At 61.1% G+C, this 12,981-nt stretch carries 12 protein-coding genes; 6 read left to right on the top strand and 6 right to left on the bottom strand.

The features are described from left to right. Positions 1-91 precede the first annotated feature (91 nt). Positions 92-613, top strand: coding sequence for a hypothetical protein (locus LVJ94_39720; GenBank protein ID WXB03024.1), 522 nt, complete (start codon positions 92-94; stop codon positions 611-613). 38 nt (positions 614-651) lie between these two features. Here the strand turns inward: LVJ94_39720 and LVJ94_39715 are convergent, their stop codons facing one another. Further along, complete coding sequence (locus LVJ94_39715) at positions 652-795, bottom strand: hypothetical protein (protein ID WXB03023.1); 144 nt, start codon at positions 793-795, stop codon at positions 652-654. Position 796: 1 nt separating this feature from the next. Here LVJ94_39715 and LVJ94_39710 point away from each other — a divergent pair, with 1 nt between their 5' ends. Further along, on the top strand, positions 797-985 hold the full coding sequence (locus LVJ94_39710) for a hypothetical protein (protein ID WXB03022.1): 189 nt from the start codon (positions 797-799) through the stop codon (positions 983-985). Positions 986-1,318: 333 nt separating this feature from the next. Here LVJ94_39710 and LVJ94_39705 read toward each other — a convergent pair whose 3' ends face one another. Then, positions 1,319-1,987 carry a hypothetical protein gene (locus LVJ94_39705; GenBank protein WXB03021.1) on the bottom strand — a complete coding sequence of 223 codons (669 nt, stop codon included), beginning with the start codon at positions 1,985-1,987 and terminating at the stop codon, positions 1,319-1,321. A 270-nt stretch (positions 1,988-2,257) separates the two neighbouring features. On the opposite strand from LVJ94_39705, the gene recA reads away from it, so the two are divergent. After that, entirely contained in the window at positions 2,258-3,280 is a 1,023-nt protein-coding gene (gene recA, locus LVJ94_39700; GenBank protein WXB10789.1) for a recombinase RecA, read from the top strand. A 149-nt stretch (positions 3,281-3,429) separates the two neighbouring features. Then, a complete protein-coding gene (locus LVJ94_39695; GenBank protein ID WXB03020.1) occupies positions 3,430-4,074 on the top strand; it encodes a helix-turn-helix transcriptional regulator in 645 nt (214 codons plus the stop codon). Positions 4,075-4,312: 238 nt separating this feature from the next. Here the strand turns inward: LVJ94_39695 and LVJ94_39690 are convergent, their stop codons facing one another. The 3 genes from LVJ94_39690 to LVJ94_39680 are packed head-to-tail and all read right to left on the bottom strand — an operon-like array spanning position 4,313 to position 8,216. Further along, positions 4,313-5,704, bottom strand: coding sequence for a DUF1501 domain-containing protein (locus tag LVJ94_39690; protein ID WXB03019.1), 1,392 nt, complete (start codon positions 5,702-5,704; stop codon positions 4,313-4,315). A gap of 26 nt (positions 5,705-5,730) precedes the next feature. Beyond that, on the bottom strand, positions 5,731-6,426 hold the full coding sequence (locus LVJ94_39685; protein ID WXB03018.1) for a hypothetical protein: 696 nt from the start codon (positions 6,424-6,426) through the stop codon (positions 5,731-5,733). Continuing rightward, positions 6,423-8,216, bottom strand: coding sequence for a hypothetical protein (locus LVJ94_39680; protein ID WXB03017.1), 1,794 nt, complete (start codon positions 8,214-8,216; stop codon positions 6,423-6,425). The genes LVJ94_39685 and LVJ94_39680 overlap by 4 nt, the downstream gene beginning before the upstream one ends. Before the next feature lie 688 nt (positions 8,217-8,904). On the opposite strand from LVJ94_39680, the gene LVJ94_39675 reads away from it, so the two are divergent. After that, positions 8,905-9,177, top strand: a complete 273-nt coding sequence (locus LVJ94_39675) for a hypothetical protein (protein ID WXB03016.1) — start codon at positions 8,905-8,907, stop codon at positions 9,175-9,177. Between the two features lie 750 nt (positions 9,178-9,927). On the opposite strand, the gene LVJ94_39670 is transcribed toward LVJ94_39675, so the two are convergent. After that, positions 9,928-10,827, bottom strand: a complete 900-nt coding sequence (locus LVJ94_39670) for a hypothetical protein (GenBank protein ID WXB03015.1) — start codon at positions 10,825-10,827, stop codon at positions 9,928-9,930. 823 nt (positions 10,828-11,650) lie between these two features. Here LVJ94_39670 and LVJ94_39665 point away from each other — a divergent pair. After that, on the top strand, positions 11,651-12,847 hold the full coding sequence (locus LVJ94_39665) for a hypothetical protein (protein ID WXB03014.1): 1,197 nt from the start codon (positions 11,651-11,653) through the stop codon (positions 12,845-12,847). Positions 12,848-12,981 lie beyond the last annotated feature (134 nt).

Here is a 12,981-nt window from a genome sequence, read left to right as displayed (position 1 = left end):
TTACCGCCCTGTAAGCCGCTATTTGCGTGTCATTGCGTAATGGCGAACGGCATGCGCACTGCAGTGTCGCGCGGCGAGAGGAGTGATCACCATGAATAAAACCATTCGCCGTACGGCATCTCGCGTCACCGTGCCCGCGTTCTGTCTTCTCGCGACGTCGTTGTTTCTCGCGCCCGCGGCTTCCGCGGGCACACGCGGCCCCAACTCTGCTGTCGCGCCCGACCCTCGTGCGGTGGAATGCACGCAACAGAGCACCCTCGACGGCACGCATTTGTCCGATGTCCAAATTGCCCAGTATGCGCGAAATGCAGGACTCCACGGTGATGGACTCGTGATTTCCATCGCCGTCGCATTGGCCGAGAGCCAAGGCTGGACGCGCGCGGTGCTCATCAACACCGATTGCAGCCGCGATCGCGGCGTATGGCAGATTAACTCGTATTGGCATTCCGAAGTATCCGACGACCAAGCGTTCGATCCTGCCGGCTGCGCCGCGGCGGCGTACAACATCTCGTCGGGGGGAACCAATTGGACGCCGTGGACCACGTACAACAACGGCGCATACCAGCAATACATGTCGCGCGCTCGAGATGCCGCCAATCAGGTCGGCGGCTAACGGTTGGCCGCCTCCGTGCGGGGTGGCCGTCGGATGGTTCACCCGTAACGCCAGCCGAGGGCCGACATCTCGTAGGGGGCGCTGCGGGCCCAGCGATTGGGCAATTGGTCGAGGTCGTTGATGACGATTTCGACGGGGGCCGCTGCGCGCGCGCCGCCAAAAGCTCGACGGACGAACGCCACGATGGAGCTTCTTTCATTGTGGCGGGTGTTCGTCGTTTCCATGCTGCTGTCTCTTCTTCTCTTCGGTTCGAATGCGGGCGTTCCTCCGCGCGAACGTACCTCCTCATCGAAGTACGCGAACGGCGCGGGCTGGTTTCGCCGTGAAGGTGCTGTGGGCGTCGGGCCGTTGCTGACCGGCGCCCCTGTCTAATGTCGTGTCAGACGCTCCGGGATCGACGTTCCGGCCAAATATTTCTCGAACGCAGCAAAGATCGAAAATGACGCCGGCACGGTTTGACGCCACGCGCTAAAATAGGTGCGGCGTGTCTTCGTAGACCATTGTTTTTACTAAGATTTCTTTCCTTGGCTCCAAGCCCAGTCCGCTATGCTCCTACGGCAATCTCCGTAGCGGACATTCGTGCCAGCTCGAGCGTGGTGGCTTTCGCGTCGGGAAGGCGCGCGAAGCTAGTGGTGTGGAAGCCGCGCTTTCGGTGAGCTCCCGTTGCCGGTTCCGGCACACGGGAGCCTTCAGGCAGGCACGGTCTCAGTCGGCTGTGAAGGGGAGTGCAGCTCGGAGCATGGCGGTGTCCGATGGTTGGGCCTGGACCTGCAGTTTCGAGGGGGCGAACGCCGCGCTGCTGGTCTTCTCGCCGCCACGCGGTGTCCATTGCTTCACCTCGTGGTGCGATTCGAGAATGTCGATCGTCGAGTCGGTGATGGTGGCGGGCGATGACGTGGTGGCCGACATTGCGTGGTACTTGCTCGAGCAGCTGCCGGTGATCGTGACCCGATCGGCCTCGATGCGCAGCGTGCTGACCACCCTCAGCTGGTGCTTCTCGATGACCTTTGGATCCCCGCCAAGGAGTACGGAGGGAAGTTGCCAGGTGCCGTAGACTGGTTTGCCGCCGGCGGCCGACACCAACGTCAAGTCGACCTGCTGGCCGCCCGCCGAGAAGTGGAGGATGTTGCCCGAGACGGTGTACTCGACGCGGTTTGGTCCGGTCAGCTCCGCGCTGCAGCTGAGCACGAAATCCGCCGGGGCCTCGCTGGGTGAGCCGCTGTCGGGCGGACCACCGTCAGGGGTAGCTCCGCTTGGCGTATCGCCCGGCGATCCGGGGCCGCCGGTTGAGCGGCCCCCGTCGTCCGAGTCGCTGCAGGCCGTGAGCGCCGAAAACGTCGCCATCGCAAAGGCACAAAGAATAAGTCGCTTCATGACCGAGATGTCGGCCGTCTCGCCATGCGTGTTGCGCACGAACTTTAGCCCCCCGGGCCAGGGCCGAAGCGCTGTCCGGGACAGCCGGGAATCTGTCCGGGACACTTCCGACACTTCGGATCTTCCGCCCATTTCGCACGGAACGCCTCGGCATGACGCTCGCTATGAGGCCAGTCGCCGCTGCAACGAGCATCGGCGAAGCCCGCGCACACGCTGCCCCACGGCGCGACGGGAGAGATCCATGGGGCGATCCAAAGGCAGACGAACATGATGGATTGCATTGCAGACAAGATGAAGTCGTTGAAGAGCGTGTTGCATGCGGTGGAAAAGCAGTTTGGCAAGGGCTCGATCATGGCGCTCGGCGACGAGTACGAGCCGGAGCCCGTGGGGACGATTTCCACGGGGTCGCTGTCGCTCGATCTGGCAACCGGCGTCGGTGGGTACCCGCGAGGCCGCGTGATCGAGATTTACGGCCCCGAGGCGAGCGGGAAGACCACACTGGCCCTGCATGCCATTGCGGAAGCGCAGCAAGCGGGCGGCGTATGCGCATTCATCGACGCCGAGCACGCGCTGGACATCTCGTATGCCCGCGGCATCGGTGTGGAAACGGAAGGCCTCCTCGTTTCCCAGCCAGATACCGGCGAGCAGGCGCTCGAAATCACGGAAATGCTCGTTCGATCGGGGCATGTCGATTTGATCGTGGTCGATTCCGTGGCGGCGCTCACCCCCAAGGCGGAACTCGAAGGCGATATGGGTGACGCGCACATGGGCCTGCAAGCGCGACTCATGAGCCAAGCGCTCCGCAAGTTGACCGGTGCCGCCCATCGTTCTGGAACGACATTGATGTTCATCAATCAATTGCGTCAGAAGATTGGCGTCACCTTCGGATCTCCCGAGACGACCACCGGCGGCAACGCGCTGAAATTCTATGCCTCGTTGCGGCTCGACGTGCGCCGCATCGGTCAGGTCAAGGTCGGCGACGAGCTCGTAGGTGGCAAAACACGGGTCAAGGTCGTCAAGAACAAAGTCGCGCCCCCCTTCACGGAGGCGGAGTTCGAAATTCGTTTTGGATCGGGGGTCGATACCATGGCCGAGTTGATCGATCTGGGCCTTCTGCGCGGGCTCTTGGACAAGAACGGCAATCATCTGTCGTACGACGGGACGACCCTGGGGAATGGGCGAGAGCGGTCCCGTGAAGCGCTCAACGAAAGCGACAACCTGCAAAGTACGCTGCGCGAGGCCATCATGGCCGCAGGCCCGGTCAAGCCGGGGCGGCGCACGATCGATGCCTGATGGCATAGCACAGCGCGGTTCCCAGCTCCGGTTTCCGTCGCGACCTTGTCGGGGCGGAAGCCGGTTCGCACGAGACCAAAACCGGAATGAAACTAGATTTCTCGGAATTTCGCTGCTCGATCGCGCGCACATTGGATCATCTCGAGCCAATGTGGACGCCCCTGATCCTTCGCGATGTCTTCTTTGGATTGCGAAGGTTCGACCAAATATGTGCAGACTTGGGGATCGCCTCCAATGTGCTCACCGCCCGGCTCGAGACCTTGGTCGACAAGGGCATCTTGGAGCGCGTTCCATACCAGAATCGCCCACCGCGCTACGAATATCGCCCCACGCGCAAGGGGAAGGACCTATTTCCCATTCTATTGGGCATGATGCACTGGGGCGATAGCTGGGTTTCCGAGCGCGAGGGTCCACCCGTACGGGTTCGGCACGAGCCCTGCGGTCAGTCCAGCGAGCCTCGTGTCGTATGCAGTGCATGCGGCGAACCTATTTCCCTCGACAACGTCGGCGTCTACGCTGGCCCTTCGGCACGGCCCACGCGCGGAACGTCGCTCCTGGCGAGGGATTTGCCGCCAGAGGACGGACCCAAGACATCACGCCGCCGCCTCCGAGAGCGGCTTGGTCAGGCCATCGCGGCCACACTGGAGGTGCTTCACTCGGCCGGGGCACGCTACCAAAAGGCGCGCCCAAGCCGTGCAGAACACGATGGTGCGAAAGCCTTTTACCTCGCTTGCCATCACGAAGCACCGACGAAAACGGGCGTTACCGTGAGGCCCCAAAGCTCGTCGCAATAGGTTCCCAAACGAGCGCTAGCCCAGCATGACCTGAACCGCGATGTATACGGCCGCGACGGCGATGAGGCCGCCCAGAAGAAGGATAACCGTGCCGAATGCGAGGGCTGCCCACGCGCATGCGCGCTGGAAGGTTCCGCGCGGCACGTTCTTTCTATGGCATTCGATCAACGCTGCGATAGCAAGGATTACGGTGACGATCTCACATGGCACTTCGTTCGGTTGATGTCGATAGATGTGCTCAACGGCATAGTGCCGCAAGAACGGGGGATGGGCCCAGGCTGCGTCCGTTTTCCCAGTGGTGCTGGCGGTCGACACCGAAGAGCGTATAAACGGCATTGACGACCGAGGCGATGGTCAAATACCCATTCGCGGTATACTCGGCCGGCTTTGCCCCCGTGACGAGCCCCGTTTCGAAGTCGACCGGGAGCCCCATTCGCTTGAGTTTGCCCGCGTCCAAGGACAAGTGCGCACCCGAGAGCTCCTCGTTCGACGATTGGAAGTCCGAACCTCCGAGCACTGCACCGGCACGAATGCCCTTCCCCGCGAACAGGATCGAATTGGAGAATGGGTTGTGATCCGTCCCGGTGTCGTCAATCGGCCTATCCAGCTGACGCATGGTGCGGGAGAACTCGGAGGCGAACATGACGGTGGTCACATCGAGCAGGGATCGCGAGCCATCGAAAGGCGTGTTCTTCAAGTACGTAATGATTTGGGCGAAACGATTCGCAGTCGTAGTGCAGAGCTCCGCGTGGCCCTTGGCCAAGGGCGCCGAGTGAGCGTCGATGATCATGTTCCCCGTGATATCGAACAGCGCCGACTGAGCGATGCCGCGCCGGAAAAACTCTCCCATGAGGGCGAGGTTTTGCTCGAGCTCCACCACGGGAATGGATCCATCGTTCGTGGGGGTGGGCGGGACCAAGGGGGGCAGTTCGAGCGCACGCAAGCGATCGGTGAGCGATAAACTCTGAGCCGTGGCGTTCCCGAGTGCTTGCGCCCCCGTGGCGAAGCGACTCGAGCCGGTCGCCGCCTCCCGGCAGCGCGCTTGGAGAAAAGGGTCGATGGAGAATTGATTCTCACCCGAGGTCGGCAGTCTGGACTTGAGCGCCAACGCGCCTGCAGGGGTCAATGGCACGAAACGGGAGTCATCGAGCTCTGCACCCAGCAAGGAACCAACTTTCAGGTAATCGAGCGGCTTGTCGAGATTCAATCGCGATATCGCCGAGGGGCCACCGAAAGGGTTTCCCGTGAGACACACGTTCAAATTCTGGTCATGCCCATCGAACGTCGTGGACATGATGACGCCATTGACTACGCAGATGTCCTGCAGAAGAGGACGGAGCGCTTCCGCGGCCGGCGCGGCCAATGTTTGGTTGCCATTGTTCCCCTTCCAGGGCACAGGCTCTTTCCCCGTGTAGTTCTGCTGCAGCTTCGCCGCCGTCATTTCCAGCGGGCGCGCGTCGAGCAGGCAGGTCGAATCCATTCCACCGGTGACGAGCACCTGCAGAAAGAAATGGGGATCATCCGGTTTCGTCTCCCCTCCGAACGCCCGCCGTGAAAGAACGAGTCCCCCCGCCGCACCGGCGAGGCTCCCGAGAAAAACGCGCCGGGTCATCCGAGAAGAGTCTTTCATGTTCGTCTCCCAACGTGTCATGGATCTCACTGTTCGAGCAGGACGTAAGGATTGAGCAATGCGGCCGTCACCATGGTCGTGATGAGCGTTTCTGCCGTTGCGTTCTGGAAGGTGGGCCCCAAAAACTCTTCGCGCCAGGCCTCGTACTCCTTGGGTGGCGCGTCGTACCCCGTGAGTCCTTGCCAGAACGAACGCAGAACCGTGTCCTCGCGTGCCTGATCCTGCGGCCAGGTGCAAAGACTCTGCACGACCGGCACGAGGCTCGAACGAAGCTCGAAATCAGGAATGGTTCGCAACTTCGAAGCACCGGGACATAGGGAAGCAACGTCCTTTCCAAGCCCCGTGAATGCCATTCGCCATATCACCAGGCTCATCGCATTTGGATCCCCGTTCTGGAATGCATTGCGGGAACCATCGCCGCTCCAATCGCCGAGCAACTTCGCGAGCACCAAGCCGGTACCGGCATCCGAAGAAGGGTCTTCGAGGTACTGCGACAGCGTGAAGGAGGTTGGCTTCGCCACCAGCCGCGAACGGAGGATCTCGTTCATGGCCACGTATCCTCGATAATGTGCCGACTTCGAATCGACGCCGGGATCGGGCTTCCTGGGAGGAACGCCCGCGTCGGCCTGGGTGGATTGACCGTTGCGGGTCTCCGAGGAACATGCCGTTGCCGCGACGAGCATGACCGCTGCCAGCGGTGCAAGATGGGTGAGTGCGTTCATCGAGAATCTCCAAGGCGGCCCTCGAGCCACATGTAAAGGGTTTCGCGCTCGCTTGCGGGCATGGAACGGCCCGCGGGCATACGCCGTGCGGGATCCGAAGTTTTGACTCGATCGAGCATGCGCGCGAACGTGTCTTTGGGCGCACGCTGGGAGCCGTCCGGGCCACGATGTGGAAACGCCTGCTGGTCGGAGAGCCATCCCGTGAGATCGAGTCCGCTTTGCGCGCCCGGTCCGGAGTGGCATGTCGAGCAGTTCTTTTGAAGAATGAACGCGACCGGACACGGTGGGCGGGATGCAGAATCCACACCGGGCGGCAAATCGTAGCACTCGTCGGAACGCGGTTGGGACGCTCGGAATGTGCGACCCGTCAGCACGCGGCGGATGACGTTTCGGAACGCCGTCGAGGAATTGCTTTTTGCTTCGTCGACGAAGAGAGCGCTCAATTGCGCCAGGTAACCGGGATCGACGAGCTGCTGATCGCCATTGAAGTACTCGAAGGTGCGTCGAACGAGGCACGTTTTCACCTCGGGAGCACTCTCGATGATGTGGAACAAGTCGTCGAGACTTTCTCCGTAGCCATTGAGCGACGGGTCCGTCGAGGAACGGACGTAGCCGATATTCCAGCCGCCTGCCGTGGCCCAACTCGCCTCGTACGTGCCGCGGTCCAAGATGGCCTGATCGTCGAATGCGATACTCTTGTAGCGGCGCATGTCCAGTCCTGCGAAGCCATTGGCCTTGAAGAACCCAGCCATGGGATCCAGCTTGTAATGACAGGCCGCACACCCCGGATCGGAAGCATGCCTATTGCCGACGTGCGTCTCCGGCAGCGCAGCGTTGATTGGCTTGAGGTCGTCGCAGAAAAAGCGATCCAGCACGTAGGCCGCGCGACGGCGATTCTTGTTGGTCGACGAATTCAGCAGGATGCTCCAGAAGGCCTCTGAATCGAGTCCCCCCGCGGCTTCCGGAACGCCGAGCTGTGCGGCATCGACCTCGGTGAGATCGTGCAGGTTGTCGAGGTGGGGGCTCTTCTCGAGGAGCCCTTGCTCGAAGTCGTAGATTCCGATGAGGGCTTTGCGAGCCGTTCGCACGACCTCTGCCAGATCGACGGGGAAGCCTCCCGTACACAGGAGGATTGGAAAGAGGGGAGACAACTCGGTACCGCTGTTGCCGGCCCTATATGGGAATATGTCACCCGGAAACAAGAAAGCCGAGCTGCCTTCCGGTTCTTCGGAGAACAACAAATGGTTGCAAAGTTCCGTGATGTTCTTTGCCTTCTCGATGCGGACGAGCAGATCATCGGCATACTTGACCCCCACGTCGCGTTCGCGGCGGATCCGCTCGGACGCCGACGGAGTGGGAACTCCGGCGTCCGCGTTTGGCGCACCCGACGGGGAGGGGAACCTCGGGCCCGCCGCGTAGAACGGTTGGTTCAGAGAGAGAAGGGAAAGGTAGTTCCCTCCGCGCTCGAACTCCAAAGCCGCATGGATGGCCCGCCGTGAAATCAGAGCATTGTGATCCAGTTCGCCATCGGTTCCGCGAAGCGCGCCCCTTTTCAAACCGAGAAAATACAGATTGAAGTCCAGAATGGTATCCAACGATCGTGGATCGTCCATGAAGTGGTCGACGATTCGCTCCGGTGAGAGCCGGAGGAGTGCCTCGACATCGTCGGCGGACTCGAGGCCAGCGCCATGTCGAAGAGCGCGCGCTACTTTTTCGATGTAGTGACGTCGCTCCCAGTCCGATTCCTCGGGAGGAGCCGCGGCGTCATTCGTAGGTGCTACCGGTGTCATCGGCGCAGGTTCATCAGACAATGTATTCGAATTGCCGCCGCACCCCGAAAGGGACGCCAAACCCGTTCCGAGCATGACGCTCACAGCGAGCAGGACATGACGATGCCTTGCGGCAACGTTGGACAGACTACGCCAGGTGGTGGTGCCCATGTTTGCCACGCTATGCATCACGAATCTCGTTTTGGCCAACGAAATACGTAAAGCTTATTGTTCTTACGGGCGGTTCAACATTTATTGAACATGGCAAGTCGTAGTCGCCCAACGGCCGCAAAATGATGGATACCGCCCGAGCGATCGGCCTCATTTATTGTGTTTCGGCGGCGCTCAAACGCCGGGTCGATGTGCGTTGCGTCATCGTATGAAAGGTAATTGTAATATTGTGGAACGTCAGGAAAAATACTAAATAACGACCTAACCGGAACGCTCAATCTCGAATTCGAGTATGAGTTTGCACAATCCAAATCGTTTAAGGACGTGTTCGGTTCGCCCGGAGCGTGACGTGCCTTTACCGGTGCCCGAGATCGTCGAGGATCTCGGGCGCTGGCCTCTTCGCCAACGAGGGGCGCCGAATGAGCGGTACGTCCGGTAACCCGAGTGAGATCGGCCCGGCTGTCGTTGTTGAAGCCGCCGCCCCATTTGTTCATTCGACGAGAGGCATCCAGCGTCGGTCGATGCTATGTAGGGAACCATGCCGAAGGACAAAAAGAAGAAGAGCGCACTCGCTGCCGCTGCAAGCCGCAAGCTCTCCAGCATCGGAGCGCCCCAAATGACACCCGAACAGCTCGCGCACTCTCTCTTGCACGCCGAAGAGCGCGGCGAAGTCCAGCGCGTGACGCTCGACGACGGCTCGTGGGGCTGGGCGATGAAAGACGCGCAGGGACAAACGCGCATCCTCAAGCCGACGCCGCCCATGCTCGAGGCGCTCGACCGCTTCGAACGCGAGGGGCACCCGGCGCACTGACGCGCTCTCCCCGTAGGCTCGGGGGCGGCATGAATCCGCGAGACTTGGAGGCAGTATCCTTCGAGCTCGAGGCGGGGCGGGGCGGTGGTTATCGCCTTCTGCTCTTGGATATGCGTGCCGCCTGCAACCGAATTTCGACCGCTGACGAGCGATCCCGAGCCGCCCAGCGGCATGCTCGCACGAGGGCTCGATGCCCGCGACTATGCCGTGGATCGGGAATCGAGTCATGCAGACAGCATCGAAATCCATCGGCAGTCGCCTTCCCGAAGCATTTCGCCCTAGCCGAGCCCTGGCCTGTCTCAACGCTCGTCGCCGTGGGCTTCGCGCTCGCCTGCTGCGTCGGTGCCATTTGGGCGCCCCTGTTCGTCGATCCCGGCATCCCGTATTCGACGGTGGCTCTCGAAATCGCGATTCCCACCCTTTTCGTGGGAACTCTCTGGGCAGCGCTGCTCCGAGTGAAAAGCACGGCTCGCGGCGGGGAAGTCCGATGGGGGTGGCGCCTATCCATTCCACTGGCCCTTGTGGATGCCCAACTGACCAGCATCATCCTATTGGCGTCGAAGGCGACCTCGGGGTTGGAGATCATCATCTCCGTCCCGTGTGGGCTTTGGATGGGAATGACTTGGGGAACACTCGTTTGGGCCCCCTCCCTCGTCGTCGCATGCGGGTGCTTCGGACTTCCCATTGTCCATGCCGACGAAGAGCTCTTCGAGTTTGAGGCGTGCGATTCATAGGCGCCGACACGGTGGACTATTTCTTCTTCGATGGCTTCGGGCCCTTGCCGGAGTTTGGCGGGCTCGAATGGTAGTAGTAATTGTGCTGGTTGCCGAGGACCTCGTTGTAGGTCGGCGTCTGTCCGTGCGCGCCGTGAAAGTGATTGGTATTCGAGCCGCCCACGGCATTGAACTCGCCCCCATGGACATTGACGCTGTAGGAGTCGGCGGGCTTGCTCCACGGATTCGGCGTGTGGACGTTCGAGGTCGTCGTCGTCGACGTCCCGTCGGGATAGATATGCGTGGTATGCGTCGTACCGTGGACGTAGTTGAACGTATTGGGCGCTTGGTAATTGGGGCCTGCGCCCGGCGGTAGGTCGTGGTAGTGATTGTGTTGGTCGTTGTTGACGACGTTGAACGTGCCGCCATTGACGTTGTACGTCATATGTCCATTGTCATGTTGGGTCGAGGTGATCCATTTGCCGTCGCCTAGGACGGCCCCGAACTTCGTGGTGCCGCCCGACCCGTCGGCTCCAGATCCACCGCGTACCGGGTAGCCGCCACCCCGGCCAGGGCCAGAGCCAGGTGAGGAGCCGCCGCCAAAGTTGTACGAGGAACCTCCAACGCTGTACGAGCCGCCGCCGGGATTGTACGAGCCGCCGCCAGGGCTGTAGGAAGCGCCGCCCACGTTTCCGTTTCCGGAAGTGCCCGGGCCGCCAACGGCGCCGTTCGTCGCAACGCCGCCGCCGGGGTTCCCGGGGTCGTGCGCCGCACGAACGACGCGATTCTGGAGTGCCCGGAATGCGGTGCTCGCTACGAGCATGATCGCGATGAGGAGCAGGCCATACTCGATGGACCCCGCGCCGCGCTGATCACGAGCGAGCTGTACGAGTGCCCCCGGAGCTGGGACAATCGGATTTATCCGCCGCAGCTTCATCGTATTCCTCGTTGCGCAAATTCAATCGACTGACGTCTGGGCACGATGGCCAACGTGACGTTCGGGAGGCGCGAATGAGCCCACGCCCATGCTGGAAGGTGGGCCATTCGCATTCGTCTTTCAAGACACAAATAGCAATCTCTTGCGAAAGTTGCATTGTGTCTTCGCCGTCCCACTGGCAGGTCGAATCGACTGCGGATTTGCGCAATGTATCGCCCAAGGTGTCATGGTCCACGGGAAGACCACCGGTATCAATCGGCGTCTTTCTGCGGGTCGACGGCAAGATGGGCCGTGGGCTTCGAGGTGATATTTGCTATATCGTGCACGCGACGCACGAAGAAACGATGACCGCTATTGCGTTAGCTCCAAGTTCGACACGTTGGTGACCTGCTCATCGACCCAACCTGCGTCGAGACCCCCTTCTTTGATGAAGACGGTGTCGTTGGCCGCGTTGAGCGAGGCGAAGCGGATTTATGAGCCGTCGAGCGTGCACACGGCCACTTCCACGCCGCCGAGGTACCAATCTGCCCACTGTAGAGCGTGCCGCCTCACACGAGATGGCTGCACTTTCTCATATAGGTTCGCTTTCATCGACGATGGCGGCGAACGCACCAGCATGCAATGAGGATGACGACGCCCGAATGTCAGTTCTTCACCCCCCATTCCGGTCCCGCGTCGCTCGAGGTACGGCGGAAATTGCTGCGTCGATCGTGCGCCCGTCGATTTTTTGATCGAACCGGCCGCGCCATCCCAATGACTCCGTGACGGCTCGTTCCGAGCCCGAGCTCGGGATAAGCACTCCCGACGATAGGAGTCTTTGACAATGCATCGGTTCTTCATTCGAAGTGCGTTTCCAGTTGCAGTATGGAGCTCCCTCGCCCTCGTAGCCTGCGCGGATGCCTCGAACGATTCTTCGATCGAGGGTACGGACGTCGTGAACGACCCCGTCGTTCAACGCGAGCTGCGCGCGGAAGCGGATCCGCCCGCAAAAATCAAGGTGGTGGCTCCTCCCGGAGCGCCCGCCAACGCGCGTGTTCGAATCGGCACGCTGTATGGCAATCTTAATGAGGAGATTGGACCGCTCCGAGAAACGGGCGTCACCTATTGGTGGAGCCTTCTTTCGTATCCTGTCATCACTCGAGAATTTACCTACGTCGCACCGGGAAGCTTCACCACGGTGGAGGCGTCTCTGCTCTCTCTCGACATCAAGGGCGTGACGAGCCCTACGCTCGGGCTCAGCAAGCTGCCCATGATTCCGGCGCCATATGTCAACCTTTCGAGCATCATCAACGGTGTGGCCACCAAGATCCACAACGACCCATTGCCCCTCACATGGGACGGGACGGTCCCCGTCGCCTTGCTCCCGGGCCAGTACATGGTTTCCTTCGGCTACGACGAGGCCGACGGTCAGGTCGTCGATATCCCCGCAGGCGAAACGAAAACGATTCACGCCTGGGACTACGCCGGCCGTCAGGTTGCCAAGATCGTGGCGCCCAACCGCCGATTCGCGACGGCGTCCTGCGCGCTCCCCCGTGCCGGTCAAACGGTGCAGTATTATCGGCTCCAGGAGAGTATCTCCCATGAGATCGCACTGGCCGACGGTGAAAGTTCCGCCGAATTCGGCAAGCGCGCCGGCTCGTATTTCAATTACTTCTTTACCATCGACGGCATCGTCGAAGGAGGGTATCCGATGCAGATACCCATCGCCCTCGGCGAACCTGGGCAGGGACCGCGACCCTTTCGCGTAGGGCGGCTCGACATCGATCATGTCCCCGTGCCACAGCCCGACGGCACCACGAAGATGGTGGCCGGTACGTATCAGGTATATCGGAAGACCGGGACCGATTCGAGCGGACGCGACGTCTTTGCGTCGGTCAACCTCGCATGCAACGCGTCCGTCCCGACGCACACCGGCATCGACGTTCCCGATGGGCGATACAAGGTCGTCGTCAGCTATTCCACGGCGAGTGGACCCCAGAAGGCCATCGATATCGTCGATGTCCGCGGATCGCTTCCATGATGTGATCTCGATACGCTCGTTCCGCTCGTGCACTTGGCGACAAGCCTTGGCGGCATCGGACGGCGTGTGGGTGGATTTACAGATGTCTCGAGTGAGACGCGATCGATACAATGTTCGTTCTTCCTGCCGTCGTC

This window comes from Sorangiineae bacterium MSr11367, from assembly GCA_037157805.1.
GTDB classification, from domain to species: Bacteria; Myxococcota_A; Polyangia; order Polyangiales; family Polyangiaceae; genus Pendulispora; species Pendulispora rubella.
Note: the sequence above shows the minus strand (reverse complement) of the source record. Positions and strands in the feature narration are given on the sequence as shown.